Genomic DNA, 16,622 nt, shown 5'->3' on the forward strand with positions numbered 1-16,622 from the left:
CGGCTGCATCCATGTTCATTTCTCGCCACAATCGCCACGACCTTCTACCCTGAGGTAACGGCAGGCTACGGAACCCGCTTGATGTGTGAAAATTTGAAAGGCAAGGACACTGGATGGCAACGCGCCGTGGGTTGCCTCAAGGAATGAGGACTTTTCCCGCTATGCAGCCGGTTATGAATCCCAAGCACCCCGGGTTGTCGGTGCGTGTCGTCGATGACGGCTTCGCCGCCTACATCTGGGGCAGTGATTTCAGTTTCGAGGTCAGCCACTACGGTACGGCGCAGATGGGCCGCCCGGTGAGCCAATGGGCCGTGACGCCGATTGTTCCCTATCGCAAGTGCTATGGCATCGATCCCGAAGAGTTCGCCAGTTTTCGCGACGCCCCGGACAGCGAAATCTTCATGGCCTTTCTGGATGATCAGCCAGTGGGTCATATCGTGGTCAGTACCAACTGGAACGGTTTCGCCCATATCGACGAACTGGCGGTGCATGCCCCGGCGCGACGCCATGGGGTGGCCAAGGCGTTGCTCGATGTTGCGCAGTTCTGGAGCCGCAAGAAAAAACTCCCAGGGATCATGCTGGAAACCCAGAACAACAATCTGGGCGCGTGCCGTCTCTATGAGCGTTGCGGCTATGTGCTGGGCGGCATCGATCACCTGCGCTATCGCGCCATTGACCGCCACACCGCTGAGGTGGCCCTGTTCTGGTACCGGTTGTTCGACGATCCGCTGGGCATGTCGATCAATGGCCCAACAACGCCTCGGCTTGTTCCGTAATCCGCTCCAGCAGCGACTGGAGGGCGGGCGAGGGCGTCGTGCCATCCAGGCTCAGGGCATAAAGATTGATCGGTATGGCGGGCGACACCGGGCAGACATCCAGGCCGCCATTCCTGGCGCCTGAGGCGGTAAACGGGTCGACAATGGCCAGGCCTTCGCCGGCTTCGACCATGGCCCGCATCATTTGATGAGTCTGGACGCGAATCTGGATCAGCGGCGCTGGGCGTAGCGCTGCCAGTTTGTGCTCGAAGGCTGGGCTTAGCGGATCGTGGCCATCGAGCCCGACCAGCGACTGGCCTGCCAAATCTTGAATCGAAATGTATTTCTGCCGTGGTTGCAGCCAACCGTGGGGGGCCAGCAATTGCAGCTTGCCCTGGCCGATCATCTGGCAGCGGATGTCGGGATGCTCGGGGTCGTGCAGGCTCAGGCCCAGGTCGCTTTCCCGCAGCAGCAGGCTCTGGACGATCTCGCGGGTCGGCTGGCTGAGCAAGGTGCACGGCGCGTCCGGATGGCGTCGGCGCAACGCCGCGATGCTTTGCGGCAGCAACTGCTGGGCCAGCGGCGGGGTACAGATGATGCGCAGGGGCGGCGCCTGATAATGTTTCAGGCTGCTAGCCAATCGTTGCACCGGTTCGAGGGTGTCGTAAACCCGCGTAATGCCGTCACGCAGCTCAAGGGTTTCCCGGGTAGCCTGCAAGCGCCCGCGCACGCTGGCAAACAGCATGAAGCCCAGTTGTGCCTCGGCATCGCGCAAGATCGCCTCGACCTCCGCCACCGGCAATTGCAGCCATTCGGCGGCCGTGCCGAGGTGGCCGGTTTGCAGCAGCGCCTGGATCACTTCGATGTGGCGTAAACGCATGCAAGAGGTCCGTGTTCGGCGGGTGAGCCATTGAGTGGCCGAATCCTAACCCAACTCCGGGCATGACTTCTGCTTCATGGCAAATTATGAAGCTATTTGCGTTTCCGGTTCGCGTGTCAACTCGACGCCTGACTGCACCAGCACGAAGCGGTCTTCGTCGAGTTTCGTGACTCGATCACCGATGGCCAGCTTGTACGTGATGACAGGCTCCTTGCCGTTACCGTCCAGCGACGGGGTCGATTCCTGGAACTCATGCACCGAATAGACGCGACCTTCGGCGTCCCGCGCATGAAATTGTCCGACAAGTACTGCTGCCATTGCTTAGAACCTCTGGAAATAGATCACTCGATTTGCGGTTCTGTAGACCCTGCCCAAGCGCGGTAAGTTTTCCCACAAGAAAAAAATAGTCCAGCCGGCAAGTTTTCGTTGCTCCACTGGTCCAAATTGTCCTCCGATCATCTATAACTAGGGCTCCTTCGAACCGACAGTCGAGAATGCCTCTCATGAGTAATGTCTACACAGTGGCCGTTTTGGTGGGAAGCCTGCGCAAGGCATCGATCAACCGCAAGATTGCGCTGGCACTGGCTGAGCTGGCTCCTGCCAATCTGAAACTGAACATTGTTGAAATCGGCGAGCTGCCACTTTACAACGAAGACATCGACGTGACGCCGCCGCCGGCAGCCTACGCCACGTTCCGCCAGCAGGTCGGCGCCGCCGATGCCTTGTTGTTCGTCACCCCCGAGTACAACCGCTCGGTACCGGCACCGTTGAAAAATGCCATCGACGTCGGCTCGCGTCCCTACGGCCAGAGTTGCCTGAGCGGCAAGCCGGGCGCGGTGATCAGTGCTTCGCCAGGTGCCATCGGTGGTTTCGGTGCCAATCATCATTTGCGCCAATCCCTGGTGTTCCTCGATGTGCCCTGCATGCAGCAGCCGGAAGCTTACCTGAGCGGCGCCGGGACGGCCTTCGACGAGGCGGGCAACCTGTCGGAATCGCTCAAACCCTTCCTGCAGAAATTCATCGACGCCTATGGCAAATGGGTCGAGCAGCATAAAAAGGCCTGATCGGGTCTCGAACCCTCAGCAGCCCCCTGTGGCGAGGGAGCTTGCTCCCGCTGGGCTGCGCAGCAGACCCAAAAACAGGGACGCCAGGCGCTGGAGCGCCAGCCCGACCCAGCGAGAGCGAGCTTCCTCGCCACAAACGTATCCGAATGTTGTATCCCGGCTTTACTGAATAATCCAAGCTCCCTATATTCGCCCCTCGCACCCACGATCCACCTTCGCCATGCCCGATTCCCTCCGTCGCCTTGAAGTCTTCCAGGCCCCGGCGGCGGCATTGCTGCTGGTTTTATCCCTTCATTTACCTGCTCAAGGCTGTTGCGCATGCTCATCGCGTCGTTGATTTTCCTGCTGACCATCACCCTGGTGATCTGGCAACCCAAGGGGCTTGGCGTTGGCTGGAGCGCGACGCTGGGTGCGGTGCTGGCGTTGTTGAGTGGGGCGGTGCAGGTCAGTGATATCCCGCTGGTGTGGCAGATCATCTGGAACGCCACCGGCACGTTTGTCGCGCTGATCATCATCAGCCTGCTCCTGGACGAGGCGGGGTTCTTCGCCTGGGCGGCCCTGCATGTGGCCCGGTGGGGGCGGGGCAGTGGGCGCAAGCTGTTTGCGTTCATGGTGTTGCTGGGCGCACTGGTGTCGGCGCTGTTCGCCAATGACGGGGCGGCGTTGATCCTGACACCCATTGTGATTTCGATGCTGCTGGCGTTGCGTTTTTCGCCGGCGGCAACCCTGGCGTTCGTAATGGGCGCCGGTTTTATTGCCGACACGGCGAGCGTGCCGCTGGTGGTGTCGAACCTGGTGAACATTGTTTCGGCGGACTTCTTTGGCATCGGCTTCAACCGCTACGCGGCGGTCATGGTGCCGGTCAATCTGGTCAGCGTGGCGGCCAGCCTGGCGATACTGCTGTGGTTCTTTCGCCGAGACATCCCGCGGGACTACGACCCGCAGCAGTTGGACGATCCGGCGTCTGCCATTCACGACAAGGCCACCTTCTATGCCGGTTGGGCGGTGCTGGTGATCCTGCTGCTGGGCTGTTTTGCCCTGGAGCCGCTGGGAATCCCGATCAGCGCCATCTCGGCGGTATGTGCCATGTTGCTGCTGGCCATCGCCGCCAGAGGCCACAAGATATCCACCCGCAAAGCGATGAAAGAGGCGCCGTGGCAGATCGTGATTTTCTCCCTTGGCATGTACCTGGTGGTGTACGGCTTGCGCAACGCCGGGCTGACCGGATACCTGGCCCACTGGCTTGATGGCTTCGCCGAATATGGTGTGTGGGGCGCGGCCATGGGCACCGGTATTCTGACGGCACTGCTTTCGTCGATCATGAACAACCTGCCGACGGTGCTGATCGGCGCCTTGTCCATCGATGCCAGCCAGGCCACCGGCGCGGTGAAGGAAGCGATGATCTATGCCAACGTCATCGGCAGCGACCTGGGCCCGAAGATTACTCCGATCGGCAGCCTGGCGACCCTGCTGTGGCTGCATGTGCTGGAGCGCAAAAATATCCGGATAGGCTGGGGGTATTACTTCAAGGTCGGGGTCGTGTTGACGGTGCCGGTGTTGCTGGTGACGCTGGCGGCGCTGGCGGTGCGGTTGTCACTCTAGACCGAGGAGGCTTCATCGCGAGCAGGCTCGCTCCCACAGTGACCGCAGCGTCTGCAATTTCAATGGTGAACAGAGACACCATGTGGGAGCGAGCCTGCTCGCGATGAGGGCCTGGTAGACACCCTCAAATTCAGCCGTTGCCCGGCACATCCGGCCAAAGATCGGCCACCAGGAACAGCCGCTCGGCCTCTTCCCACTCGCCCTCTGCACTTTCGGTCAGGCGCACCATCAGTTGCGCTGGCGCCATGGAGTCGAGGGCCATTCGCCAGGCGTCCAGTTGCTCGGTGCTCCAGGTCTGGTCCGCTGGATAATGGGCTGGGGCCAGCCAGGCGGCGCGGGGCAGGGGTTGCCAGCGGCCTGGCGGACGTTGGGCGACGAAGGCTGGCCAATCGCGCTGATGCAGCCAGCTTCCCCGTAGATGCCTGGGGTGCGCACCGGCCGGTGGTTCGGCCTTGCCCGGCCAGGGATACAACAAATAACCGCCGAGCCAGAGTTCGGAACGAAACACCTCGATACCGGACGGCTCAACACCCAGTGCCGCCAAGGCCTTGCGGCTTTCCGGACGTGCCGAGATCGGCAGTTGGTGCTCGCGCAAATGCGCCAGTTTGCGGTCGAGTCGGTCATGGCAGCCCGGGCCGAGCCATTGCGCGGTGTCCTGGCCATTGCCGTGCTGGGGGCCGAGGTACAACTTGATCGCCAATTCCAGATGATGGACGCCGTCGCCATCGCGCAGCAGCAGGTCCAATTCGCCCAGCGTATGGCCGGCGTGCCGGATCGGCAGGTTCGCGGCAATCAGCTCGATGCCCGGGGCGTGTTGCACGGCAAATTGCCACAGCCTTTCGTAATACAGGCCCAGGCGCCGTGTTCGCCCTTGGGACAGGCAATGCAGCAGTGGATAGCTGTCACGGTCCAGTTGCCGCAACCAGTATTCCAGTCGATGAGGATCTTGCACCCAGCCACTGCCGGCCAGGGGGTGGCGCTGGGGCCAGGGTGGGTCGATGAGCATCGGCGGGGCAAGTATCGCCCACGCCAGATCGCGCACTTCGGGATGGCGCAGGCGGCGGGGCAAGTCCAGCAATTCAGGAAACAGGATCATTTTGCGAGCATAGCCGCTGTGGTGAAGGCTTAAAGAATTTTGTCTATGGAGCGCTTTCGCCCATAATCGTGTTTTTCGCCCGCAGCAGACCCTCGCAGGAGCCTCATGGAGCAATTTCGCAATATCGGCATCATCGGTCGCCTGGGCAGTTCGCAGGTGTTGGACACCGTTCGCCGACTCAAACGTTTCCTCCTGGAGCGGCACCTGCATGTGATTCTCGAGGACACCATTGCCGAAGTGCTGCCAGGGCACGGCCTGCAAACGTCCTCGCGCAAAATGCTCGGCGAAGTCTGTGACATGGTGATCGTGGTTGGCGGCGATGGCAGCCTGTTGGGGGCCGCCCGGGCCCTGGCGCGGCACAATATCCCGGTGCTGGGGATCAACCGGGGCAGCCTGGGGTTCCTGACCGATATTCGTCCCGACGAGCTGGAGATCAAGGTCGCCGAGGTGCTGGACGGCCATTACCTGGTGGAAAACCGCTTCCTGCTGCAAGCCGAGGTTCGCCGCCACGCCGAGGCTATTGGCCAGGGCGATGCCCTCAATGACGTGGTGCTGCACCCCGGCAAATCCACGCGCATGATCGAATTCGAGCTGTACATCGATGGCCAGTTCGTCTGCAGCCAGAAGGCCGACGGCCTGATCGTCGCCACGCCCACCGGATCCACGGCCTATGCGCTGTCTGCCGGAGGCCCGATCATGCACCCCAAGCTCGACGCTATTGTGATTGTGCCGATGTACCCCCATACCTTGTCTGGGCGACCCATTGTGGTCGATGGCAACAGTGAGCTGAAAATCGTCGTGTCCAAGGATATGCAGATCTACCCGCAAGTGTCCTGTGACGGTCAGAACCATTTCACCTGCGCGCCGGGTGACACCATCACCGTCAGCAAGAAAGCGCAGAAGCTGCGCCTGATCCACCCGCTGGATCACAATTACTATGAAGTCTGCCGGACCAAGCTCGGTTGGGGCAGCCGGTTGGGGGGTGGAGGCGACTGATGCTCGATCCCGCGCGCAGTTACGACCTGATCGGCGACGTGCACGGATGCGCCCTGACCCTTGAACGCCTGCTGGACCGACTCGGTTACCAGAAGCAGGGCGGGGTCTGGCGGCATCCGTCGCGCATGGCCGTGTTCCTGGGCGACATCATCGACCGGGGTCCGCGGATCCGCGAGGCGCTGCACATCGTCCACGACATGGTCGTGGCTGGCCAGGCGCTATGCATCATGGGCAACCACGAGTTCAATGCCCTCGGCTGGAGCACACCGGCCTTGCCCGGCAGTGGCCAGCGCTACGTGCGCGAACATACGCCGCGCCATGCTCGCCTGCTCAACGAAACACTGACCCAGTTCGAGCAGCACCCCGGCGACTGGCATGACTTCCTCAAGTGGTTCTATGAATTGCCGCTGTTTATTGATGCCGGCCATTTCCGGGTGGTGCACGCCTGTTGGGATGCCGGCCTGATCGAACCGCTACGCGGGCTGTTCCCGGACGGCTGCATCGACGAGCACTTCCTCCAGGCCTCCACCCAGGTGGGCAGTTTCGCCTGCACTGTATTCGATCGTCTGCTGCGCGGCACCGATATGCGCTTGCCCCACGGTTTGACCCTCACCGGTGGCGACGGCCTGACCCGTTCGTTTTTCCGCACCAAGTTCTGGGAAGACAACCCGCAAACCTACGGTGACATCGTGTTCCAGCCCGACGCCTTGCCCGAGCCCGTGGCGCGCACGCCGCTGTCGCCGGATGAAAAGAACAACCTGTTGCGTTATGGCGTCCACGAACCGTTGCTGTTCGTCGGGCATTACTGGCGCAGCGGCAAACCCGCGCCGATCCGCCCGAACCTGGCCTGCCTGGACTACAGCGCGGTGCTGTACGGCAAGCTGGTCGCTTATCGCCTGGACCGGGAAACCCGCCTGGACCCGCATAAATTCGTCTGGGTCGATGTCGAGCGCCCGGAGGCGATGCAATGAGTGCCGTCGCCGTCTTGCGCTTGCCCTTGGCTGCGGATCTGAGCGGGTTCGTCAAACTGTTGCAGCGCATGCAAGTGCCCCATCGAGTCAGCGAGGAGGCGGGCGAGCAGGTCTTGTGGGTGCCCGATGAAATCAGCGAAGACGTGCGCTCTTTGTACGCACGCTTTCCGGCCGGCGATCCCGAGCAGCAATTGCAACTGCCGGACGCGGGCAGTACCGCGCGCCGGCCGGGCTTTGTCGAGCAACTGACGCGCAGCCCGGTCACGGCCCTGATATTGCTGCTGAGCCTGATCGTCGGTGCGGTGACCCTGCTGGGGGAGAACCTGCAAACCTTGCGCTGGCTGACGTTCCTCGAGTTTCGCGTCGTCGGCGACTATATCCAGTTCACGCCCCTGGCCGACAGCCTGGCGGCGGGGCAGTGGTGGCGCCTATTCACGCCGATGCTGATCCACTTCGGTTTCCTGCACATCGCCATGAATGGCATGTGGTATTGGGAGCTGGGGCGGCGGATCGAAGCGCGCCAGGGCGGCATCAATCTGTTGGGGCTGACACTGCTGTTCAGCCTGGCGTCCAATTTCGTCCAGTATTTTGTCAGCGGCGCGACGCTGTTCGGCGGTTTGTCCGGCGTGTTGTATGGCCTGCTGGGGCATTGCTGGATTTATCAACTGCTGGCGCCGAACCCGGCTTATTACCTGCCCCGTGGCGTGTTGGTGATGATGCTGGTATGGCTGGCGCTGTGCCTGTCGGGGCTGGTCTCGCTGATCGGTTTCGGTGAAATCGCCAACGGTGCCCACGTTGGCGGGTTACTCGTCGGCTGCCTGACCGGACTGTTGGGTGGGCTGTTCGCTCGCCGTAAATGGCCCTCTGACTGACGCTAGTGTTTTTTGAAAAATGCGCGACTGCGCGGAGATCTCATGTCCTCGTTCAACGAAATGATCCAGAACATCACCCCCGACATCTACCAAAGCCTGAAGCTGGCGGTGGAAATCGGCAAATGGTCCGATGGCAACAAGCTCACCGCCGAGCAGCGCGAGCTGTCGCTGCAGGCCATGATCGCCTGGGAGATCCAGAACCTGCCCGAAGAAGAACGCACCGGCTACATGGGCCCGCAGGAATGCCAGTCGAAGTCCACCGAAGTGCCTAACATCCTGTTCAAGTCGGACGCCATCCATTGATCGAGATTGGCCGCGGTGCAATCAGCAAGATGTCGGCGCGCCTTGACGGGCCGACCGTTCAATACGCCTTTCGCCTGGGCGATATCGAGGTGCCGGTCAACCCGTTGATCGGCAGCACGGTACGCCTGGAGTTTCTCGGTGCGATCCACTGCACCCATTGCGGACGCCGGACCAAGACCAGTTTCAGCCAGGGCTATTGCTACCCCTGCATGACCAAACTGGCCCAATGCGACCTGTGCATCATGAGCCCGGAACGTTGCCATTTCGACGCGGGCACCTGCCGCGACCCGGCCTGGGGCGAGCAGTTCTGCATGACCGATCATGTGGTGTACCTGGCCAACTCCTCGGGCGTGAAAGTCGGCATCACTCGTGCCACGCAATTGCCGACCCGCTGGCTGGACCAGGGCGCCAGCCAGGCGTTGCCGATCCTGCGGGTCGCCACCCGCCAACAGTCTGGGTTCGTCGAGGACCTGTTCCGCAGCCAGGTGGCGGACAAGACCAACTGGCGCGCCTTGCTCAAGGGCGATGCCGTGGCGGTGGACCTGCCACAAATTCGCGATTCGCTGTTTGAAAGCTGCGCCCAGGGATTGCAGGGCTTGCAGGAACGATTCGGCCTGCAAGCGATCCAGACCATAGCGGACGTCGAACCCATCGAGATCCGTTATCCGGTGGAGCAGTATCCGGCCAAGATCGTCAGCTTCAACCTGGACAAGAACCCGATCGCCGAAGGCACGCTACTGGGAATCAAGGGCCAGTACCTGATTTTCGACACCGGCGTGATCAACATTCGTAAATACACGGCTTACCAGCTCGCCGTGCATCAGTAGAAGGATTCGACCCATGCGCACCGAACAACCGAAGATGATTTACCTGAAGGACTATCAGGCGCCCGAGTACCTGATCGACGAGACGCACCTGACCTTCGAGTTGTTCGAGGACCACAGCCTGGTCCATGCGCAACTGGTGATGCGCCGCAACCCTGAGCACGGCGCTGGGCTGCCGCCGCTGGTGCTCGACGGCCAGCACCTGGAGCTGATTTCGCTCAAGCTCGACGACGCCGACCTGGGGCAGGGCGATTACCAGTTGGATGACAGCCACCTGACCTTGCACCCCAAGGCCCAGGCCTTCACGGTCGACACAACCGTCAGGATCCACCCGGAAACCAACACCGCCCTGGAAGGCCTGTACAAATCCGGCAGCATGTTCTGCACCCAGTGCGAAGCCGAAGGCTTCCGCAAGATCACCTATTACCTCGACCGCCCGGACGTGATGAGCAAGTTCACCACCACGGTGGTGGCCGAGCAGCACAGCTATCCGGTGCTGCTGTCCAACGGCAACCCGATTGCCAGTGGCCCTGGCGAAGACGGCCGGCACTGGGCAACCTGGGAAGACCCGTTCAAGAAGCCCGCCTACCTGTTTGCCCTGGTGGCCGGGGACCTGTGGTGCGTCGAAGATACCTTCACCACCATGAGCGAGCGCACCGTAGCGCTGCGCATCTATGTCGAGCCGGAAAACATCGACAAATGCCAGCACGCCATGACCAGCCTGAAGAAGTCGATGCGCTGGGACGAAGAGGTGTATGGCCGCGAATACGACCTGGACATTTTCATGATTGTCGCGGTCAACGATTTCAACATGGGGGCCATGGAGAACAAGGGCCTCAATATCTTCAACTCCAGCGCTGTGCTGGCCCGCGCCGAAACCGCCACCGACGCCGCGCACCAGCGGGTCGAGGCGATCGTTGCCCACGAATATTTCCACAACTGGTCGGGCAACCGCGTGACCTGCCGCGACTGGTTCCAGCTGTCGCTCAAGGAAGGCTTCACGGTGTTCCGCGACGCCGGTTTCTCCGCCGACATGAACTCCGCCACCGTCAAGCGCATCCAGGACGTGGCTTACCTGCGCACCCACCAGTTCGCCGAAGACGCCGGCCCCATGGCCCACCCGGTACGTCCGGACAGCTTTATCGAGATCTCCAACTTCTACACCCTGACCGTGTACGAAAAGGGCTCGGAAGTCGTCGGCATGATCCACACGCTGCTGGGGCCTGAGGGTTTCCGCAAGGGCAGTGACCTGTACTTCGAGCGCCACGATGGCCAGGCGGTGACCTGCGATGACTTCATCAAGGCCATGGAAGACGCCAACGGCGTCGACCTGAGCCAATTCAAGCGCTGGTACAGCCAAGCCGGTACGCCACGGCTGGCAGTGAGCGAGTCCTACGACGCCGCAGCCAAAACCTACAGCCTGACTTTCAGCCAGAGTTGCCCGCCGACCCCGGACAAGCAGGAAAAGCTGCCGTTCGTGATTCCCGTGGAACTTGGCTTGCTGGACAGCAAGGGCGCTGAAATACCTTTGCGCCTGGCCGGTGAAGCGGCGGCAAGCGGCACCTCGCGGGTGATCTCGGTCACCGAAGCCGAGCAGACCTTCACCTTCGTCGACATTGCCGAACAGCCGCTGCCATCGCTGCTGCGTGGTTTCTCGGCGCCGGTGAAGCTGAGCTTCCCGTACAACCGCGACCAATTGATGTTCCTGATGCAGCACGACAGCGACGGCTTCAACCGCTGGGATGCCGGCCAGCAGTTGTCGGTGCAGGTGTTGCAGGAGCTGATCGCCCAGCATCAAAAGGGCGCTAGCCTGTCGCTGGACCCACGCCTGGTCAGTGCGCTGCGCAGCGTGCTATCGGACGAATCCCTGGATCAGGCCATGGTTGCGGAAATGCTTTCGCTGCCAAGTGAAGCCTACCTGACGGAAATCAGCGAAGTGGCTGACGTCGAGGCGATCCATGCCGCCCGCGAATTCGCCCGCCGGCAATTGGCCGAAAACCTCTTCGAAGCGCTGTGGCTGCGCTACGAAGCCAACCGCGACTTGTCGAAACGCACACCGTATGTGGCCGAAGCCGAGCATTTCGCCCGTCGCGCGTTGCAGAACATCGCCCTGTCGTACTTGATGCTCACCGGCAAGCCTGAGGTGTTGAGTGCAACCCTGGAGCAGTTCGATAGCGCCGACAACATGACCGAACGCCTGACGGCGCTGGCGGTGCTGGTCAACTCGCCATTCGAAGCCGAGAAGGCCAAGGCCCTGGAAGTGTTCGCGGAAAACTTCAAGGGCAACCCGCTGGTCATGGACCAGTGGTTCAGTGTCCAGGCCGGCAGCCCGCTGCCTGGCGGCCTGGCGCGGGTCAGGGCCTTGATGGAGCACCCGGCATTTAACATCAAGAACCCGAACAAGGTGCGGGCACTGGTCGGCGCCTTCGCCGGGCAGAACCTGATCAACTTCCACGCCGCCGACGGCTCGGGCTATCGCTTCCTGGCGGACCTGGTGATCCAGCTCAACGGCTTCAACCCGCAGATCGCTTCGCGGCAGTTGGCGCCGCTGACCCGCTGGCGCAAATACGACAGCGCCCGCCAGGCACTGATGAAGGCCGAGTTGGAACGCATCCTGGCGTCCGGCGGGCTTTCTGCCGATGTGTTTGAAGTGGTGAGCAAGAGCTTGGCGTGACCTTGAAGCCGCGGTCTGCCTGGCGGACCGCGGTGCACCCTATCGCGAGCAAGCTCGCTCCCACAGTAAATCTTCGGTGAACACATATTTTGTGTTCAAGCGCACAGGGTCTATACAAAAAAAGATCAATTTTGAGAGGTAAAAGGCAGGGCACTAGTATTCTGCAGCTTTATCTGCGGGGGCTCATGAGAGTACCGGCCTAAATGCTTCTTTTAGAGAAGTTAAGTTCTATTCCAGAGCCAAGAATGGCCAGTGACCATAGGTTGTCACTCACCGTATAGTTTCTAGCAAGTAGAATGTTCAAGCTGAGAGCCTCGACCAAGGCTTCTTCATTTTCTGCTGCTGGATCCTCTGTTTCTTTAATGAATTCAGTGCTTAAGCATCTAAGGTCATCATGGAAAGTAATACTGGCAGAATATTTATTACTGTGTCCAATGCTTCCCATTACTTTGTAATTTATAAAGGTGGCACCCATATATTTATTGATAAAATTGAATGATGGCAGATTCATGTCCCATGAGTATCCTGTTCCTTCCAGCAGCTTGCTTATGGTTGGGGTCTGCATGACGTAGCTATTGTAGGGTTCTACATCAAAGCCTTTTCCTTCAACATTTTTAGTGGTTGTCATGACACTCGCTCCTCTTGCGATTGTTAATGCAATTCTGCGCAAGTTCTATAAGTCACTGTTCGGTGTGATGAGTGTCGATTAGAAAAGGGCAGAGGGCTACTGTCAGAAATAACAGGGTTTTATATTGATTTTGAATAGGCGATATAGGTTGTCATGACAAAGTAATCCCCTGGCCAGCCCTCGCCATCACCCCACCGAATACCCCGCCATTCACCCCCTGCGCCAATCCCCCTGGTTAACAAAAGATAACGTGGCGTCGATTGTCAGACCTTTCGAAAGCCCGATAGGATAGGTCAGCTTCCGAAGTGGCTCTAGATTGCAGGTTTCAGGGCTATGCTCCAGGACTGCAAGGTGGAGGAGCCTGCTTACGGCGCCCACCTAACAATAATAATGGGGGAAAGGTCTATGAATGAGCCTGTCATGGCTGTGGGGCGCTGCCGCCCGCCGATGCTGCGCAAAGTCGCGTTGCTGGCTGCGGTGCTCTCGCTGCTGGGCTCTGCCGTGTTGTCGGCACCGGTGATGGCCGTTGCGGCCTCGACCACCGATATCATCTATTCCGTTGAATCGGCCAAGGCCAGCAAAACCCTGATGCTCGACGTGGTCCACGCCGGCCAGCGCCTGGTGGCGGTGGGGGATCGTGGGCACATCGTTTATTCGGATGACCAGGGCAGCTCCTGGACCCAGGCCAAGGTGCCGACCCGCCAATTGCTTACCGCAGTATTTTTTGTCGATGACAAACACGGTTGGGCCGTGGGTCACGACGCGCAGATCCTTGCCAGCGACGACGGTGGCAGTACCTGGACCAAGCAATTCGAAGACCTTGCCCGTGAAGCGCCGCTGCTGGACGTCTGGTTCAAGGACGCCAGCACCGGTTTTGCCGTGGGCGCCTACGGCGCGTTGTTGGCAACCACCGATGGTGGCAAGCACTGGGAAGATGCCAGTGATCGGCTCGACAACGAAGACCAGTTCCACCTCAACGCCATCGCCGCCGTGAAAGACGCCGGGCTGTTCATCGTCGGCGAGTCCGGCAGCATGTTTCGCTCCGCCGACTGGGGCCAGTCCTGGGAAAAGATCGAAGGCCCATACGAAGGCTCGCTCTTCGGCGTCATCGGCATCGCCCAGCCCTCGACACTGCTGGCCTACGGCTTGCGCGGCAATCTTTATCGCTCCGTCGATTTCGGCGATACCTGGGAGCAGGTCGAGCTGAAGGCCGCCCGTGGCGCCCTGGAGTTCGGCCTGTCCGGGGCCACGTTGTTGGCGGACGGGTCCATCGTGATCGTTGGTAACGGCGGCAGCGTGGTTCGCAGCACCGACGACGGCGAGACCTTCAGCGTATTCAATCGCCCTGATCGCATTTCCGTGGCGGCTGTCACGGCGGCGGGCAACGGCAACCTGATCCTGGCGGGGCAGGGAGGCGTTCGCGCCACCACGGCCACCGGTGCCGAACTGAGCAAATGAGTCGGGCCTGCAAGGGCATAAAAACAAGAAGGCGGACCCCATGAGCAGTCATCATCAAGACAAGGCGACGTTCCTCGAGCGCCTGATTTTCAATAACCGCCCGGCAGTGATCATCATTTGCCTGCTGGTCAGCATCTTCCTGTTCTGGCAAGCCACGCTGATCCGGCCGTCCACCAGTTTCGAAAAAATGATTCCCCTCAAGCACCCCTTCATCGAGAAGATGCTTGAGCACCGCAATGACCTGGCAAACCTGGGCAACACGGTACGGATTTCCGTGGAGGCCACCAACGGCGACATCTTCTCCAAGGAATACATGGAGACCCTGCGCCAGATCCACGATGAGGTGTTCTATATCTCCGGCGTCGACCGCTCCGGGCTCAAGTCGTTGTGGAGCCCAAGCGTGCGCTGGACCGAAGTGACCGAGGAAGGTTTCGCCGGTGGCGAGGTGATTCCCCAGAGCTACAACGGCTCGGCCGACAGCCTCGACCTGCTGCGCAACAACGTGCTCAAGTCAGGCCAGGTCGGACGCCTGGTGTCCAACGATTTCAAATCGAGCATCGTCGATATTCCGCTGCTGGAGTCCTATCCGGACCCTCAGGATCAAGGCAAGTTGCTGGCGCTGGACTACCAGAAGTTCTCCCACGAGCTTGAAGACAAGATCCGCAACAAGTTCGAAGCCCAGAACCCCAACGTGCAGATTCACATCGTCGGATTTGCCAAGAAGGTCGGCGACCTGATCGACGGCCTGGTCATGGTGGTGCTGTTCTTTGGCGTGGCCTTCGTCATTACGCTGATCCTGCTGTACTGGTTCACCAACTGCATGCGCAGCACCGTTGCGGTGTTGACTACCACACTGGTGGCGGTGGTCTGGCAACTGGGGTTGATGCATGCCGCTGGTTTCGGGCTCGATCCGTACTCGATGCTGGTGCCGTTCCTGATCTTCGCCATCGGCATTTCCCATGGCGTGCAGAAAATCAACGGCATCGCCTTGCAGTCCAGCGAGGCGGACAATGCACTGACGGCGGCGCGGCGCACGTTCCGACAACTGTTCCTGCCGGGCATGATCGCGATCCTGGCGGACGCTGTCGGCTTCATCACCCTGCTGATCATCGACATCGGCGTGATCCGCGAGCTGGCCATCGGCGCCTCCATCGGCGTGGCGGTGATCGTGTTCACCAACCTGATCCTGCTTCCGGTGGCGATCTCCTATGCCGGTATCAGCAAGCGTGCCATCGAACGCAGCAAGAAGGATGCGACTCGCGAACATCCGTTCTGGCGCACGCTGTCGAACTTCGCCAGTGCCAAAGTCGCGCCGGTGTCCATCGCCTTGGCGGTTATCGCCTTCGGCGGCGGGCTCTGGTACAGCCAGAACCTCAAGATCGGCGACTTGGACCAGGGCGCACCGGAACTGCGTCCGGACTCGCGCTACAACAAGGACAACAATTTCATCATCAGCAACTACTCCACCAGCTCCGACGTGTTGGTGGTGATGGTCAAGACCAAGGCCGAAGGTTGCTCGCGCTATGAAGCCATGGCGCCCATCGACGAGCTGATGTGGAAGATGCAGAACACGGAGGGCGTGCAGTCGGCGATTTCCCTGGTGACCGTGTCCAAGCAGATGATCAAGGGCATGAACGAGGGCAACCTGAAATGGGAAACCCTGTCGCGCAATCCTGATGTGTTGAACAACTCCATTGCCCGGGCCGATGGCCTGTACAACAACAGTTGCTCCCTGGCACCGGTGCTGGTGTTCCTCAACGACCACAAGGCCGAGACGCTGGACCGGGCGGTGAAGGCGGTGCAGGACTTCGCCAAGGAAAACAACCGGGACGGCCTGGAATTCATCCTCGCCGCCGGTAACGCCGGTATCGAGGCGGCCACCAACGAAGTGATCAAGGAGTCGGAACTGACGATCCTGATCCTGGTGTACATCTGCGTCGCGACCATGTGCATGATCACCTTCCGTTCCTGGGCCGCAACGTTGTGCATCGTGTTGCCGCTGGTACTGACCTCGGTGCTGGGCAACGCCCTGATGGCGTTCATGGGCATCGGCGTGAAAGTCGCGACGTTACCGGTGGTGGCGCTTGGCGTCGGGATTGGCGTGGACTACGGCATCTACATCTATAGCCGCCTGGAAAGTTTCCTGCGGGCTGGACTGCCGCTTCAAGAGGCGTACTACCAGACGCTGAAGTCCACCGGCAAGGCCGTGCTGTTCACCGGCCTGTGCCTGGCCATCGGTGTGTGCACCTGGATCTTCTCCGCCATCAAATTCCAGGCAGACATGGGCCTGATGCTGACGTTCATGCTGCTGTGGAACATGTTCGGCGCGCTGTGGCTGCTGCCGGCGCTGGCGCGGTTCCTGATCAAGCCTGAAAAGCTGGCGGGGCAGAAGGGCAATTCCTTGTTTGCACACTGATCACCAGCACAAAGCACACCCACCCTGGCAAGGAGCCGCTGGGGCTGGGTGAGTCAGGCCACTCAAGGCACTCATTGCCAAAC

Annotated in this window: 15 protein-coding genes; 11 read left to right on the forward strand and 4 right to left on the reverse strand. The window is 60.6% G+C overall.

The annotated features are described in order from the left end of the window. Window positions 1-161 precede the first annotated feature (161 nt). Window positions 162-776, forward strand: coding sequence for a GNAT family N-acetyltransferase (locus PFLQ2_RS16885; RefSeq protein ID WP_003180637.1), 615 nt, complete (start codon window positions 162-164; stop codon window positions 774-776). Here PFLQ2_RS16885 and PFLQ2_RS16880 read toward each other — a convergent pair. Further along, window positions 742-1,635, reverse strand: a complete 894-nt coding sequence (locus PFLQ2_RS16880; RefSeq protein ID WP_003180639.1) for a LysR substrate-binding domain-containing protein — start codon at window positions 1,633-1,635, stop codon at window positions 742-744. The two genes, PFLQ2_RS16885 and PFLQ2_RS16880, sit on opposite strands and share 35 nt — an antisense overlap. 84 nt (window positions 1,636-1,719) lie before the next feature. Continuing rightward, window positions 1,720-1,953 (reverse strand): hypothetical protein, encoded by a 234-nt coding sequence (locus PFLQ2_RS16875; RefSeq protein ID WP_003180640.1) that lies wholly within the window; start codon window positions 1,951-1,953, stop codon window positions 1,720-1,722. Window positions 1,954-2,138: 185 nt separating this feature from the next. Here PFLQ2_RS16875 and PFLQ2_RS16870 point away from each other — a divergent pair, with 185 nt between their 5' ends. Together PFLQ2_RS16870 and PFLQ2_RS16865 are read left to right on the forward strand one after the other, a co-directional pair. After that, window positions 2,139-2,699, forward strand: coding sequence for an NADPH-dependent FMN reductase (locus PFLQ2_RS16870; protein ID WP_003180642.1), 561 nt, complete (start codon window positions 2,139-2,141; stop codon window positions 2,697-2,699). 318 nt (window positions 2,700-3,017) lie between these two features. Continuing rightward, window positions 3,018-4,301, forward strand: a complete 1,284-nt coding sequence (locus PFLQ2_RS16865; RefSeq protein ID WP_003180644.1) for an arsenic transporter — start codon at window positions 3,018-3,020, stop codon at window positions 4,299-4,301. Between the two features lie 130 nt (window positions 4,302-4,431). On the opposite strand, the gene PFLQ2_RS16860 is transcribed toward PFLQ2_RS16865, so the two are convergent. Further along, complete coding sequence (locus PFLQ2_RS16860) at window positions 4,432-5,397, reverse strand: DUF1853 family protein (RefSeq protein ID WP_003180645.1); 966 nt, start codon at window positions 5,395-5,397, stop codon at window positions 4,432-4,434. A 105-nt stretch (window positions 5,398-5,502) separates the two neighbouring features. On the opposite strand from PFLQ2_RS16860, the gene PFLQ2_RS16855 reads away from it, so the two are divergent. The 6 genes from PFLQ2_RS16855 to pepN are packed head-to-tail and all read left to right on the forward strand — an operon-like array spanning window position 5,503 to window position 12,037. Then, a complete protein-coding gene (locus PFLQ2_RS16855; RefSeq protein ID WP_003180647.1) occupies window positions 5,503-6,393 on the forward strand; it encodes an NAD(+) kinase in 891 nt (296 codons plus the stop codon). Then, complete coding sequence (locus PFLQ2_RS16850) at window positions 6,390-7,364, forward strand: metallophosphoesterase (protein WP_172680599.1); 975 nt, start codon at window positions 6,390-6,392, stop codon at window positions 7,362-7,364. Before PFLQ2_RS16855 ends, PFLQ2_RS16850 begins: the two co-directional genes overlap by 4 nt. After that, on the forward strand, window positions 7,361-8,236 hold the full coding sequence (locus PFLQ2_RS16845; RefSeq protein WP_003180651.1) for a rhomboid family intramembrane serine protease: 876 nt from the start codon (window positions 7,361-7,363) through the stop codon (window positions 8,234-8,236). The genes PFLQ2_RS16850 and PFLQ2_RS16845 overlap by 4 nt, the downstream gene beginning before the upstream one ends. A gap of 42 nt (window positions 8,237-8,278) precedes the next feature. Then, complete coding sequence (locus tag PFLQ2_RS16840) at window positions 8,279-8,539, forward strand: YeaC family protein (RefSeq protein WP_003180653.1); 261 nt, start codon at window positions 8,279-8,281, stop codon at window positions 8,537-8,539. Continuing rightward, window positions 8,536-9,366, forward strand: a complete 831-nt coding sequence (locus PFLQ2_RS16835; RefSeq protein WP_003180654.1) for a DUF2797 domain-containing protein — start codon at window positions 8,536-8,538, stop codon at window positions 9,364-9,366. The genes PFLQ2_RS16840 and PFLQ2_RS16835 overlap by 4 nt, the downstream gene beginning before the upstream one ends. A 13-nt stretch (window positions 9,367-9,379) precedes the next feature. Continuing rightward, on the forward strand, window positions 9,380-12,037 hold the full coding sequence (gene pepN, locus PFLQ2_RS16830; protein ID WP_003180656.1) for an aminopeptidase N: 2,658 nt from the start codon (window positions 9,380-9,382) through the stop codon (window positions 12,035-12,037). Window positions 12,038-12,236: 199 nt separating this feature from the next. Here pepN and PFLQ2_RS27705 read toward each other — a convergent pair whose 3' ends face one another. After that, window positions 12,237-12,665, reverse strand: coding sequence for a hypothetical protein (locus PFLQ2_RS27705; RefSeq protein ID WP_033045979.1), 429 nt, complete (start codon window positions 12,663-12,665; stop codon window positions 12,237-12,239). 405 nt (window positions 12,666-13,070) lie between these two features. Here PFLQ2_RS27705 and PFLQ2_RS16825 point away from each other — a divergent pair, with 405 nt between their 5' ends. Together PFLQ2_RS16825 and PFLQ2_RS16820 are read left to right on the forward strand one after the other, a co-directional pair. Further along, window positions 13,071-14,123 (forward strand): WD40/YVTN/BNR-like repeat-containing protein, encoded by a 1,053-nt coding sequence (locus PFLQ2_RS16825; protein ID WP_003180658.1) that lies wholly within the window; start codon window positions 13,071-13,073, stop codon window positions 14,121-14,123. Window positions 14,124-14,163: 40 nt separating this feature from the next. Beyond that, window positions 14,164-16,539, forward strand: a complete 2,376-nt coding sequence (locus PFLQ2_RS16820) for an efflux RND transporter permease subunit (protein WP_003180660.1) — start codon at window positions 14,164-14,166, stop codon at window positions 16,537-16,539. The last annotated feature ends 83 nt before the right edge of the window (window positions 16,540-16,622 follow it).

Origin of the sequence: Pseudomonas fluorescens Q2-87 (genome assembly GCF_000281895.1) — a bacterium.
Classification (GTDB): Bacteria; Pseudomonadota; Gammaproteobacteria; order Pseudomonadales; family Pseudomonadaceae; genus Aquipseudomonas; species Aquipseudomonas fluorescens_S.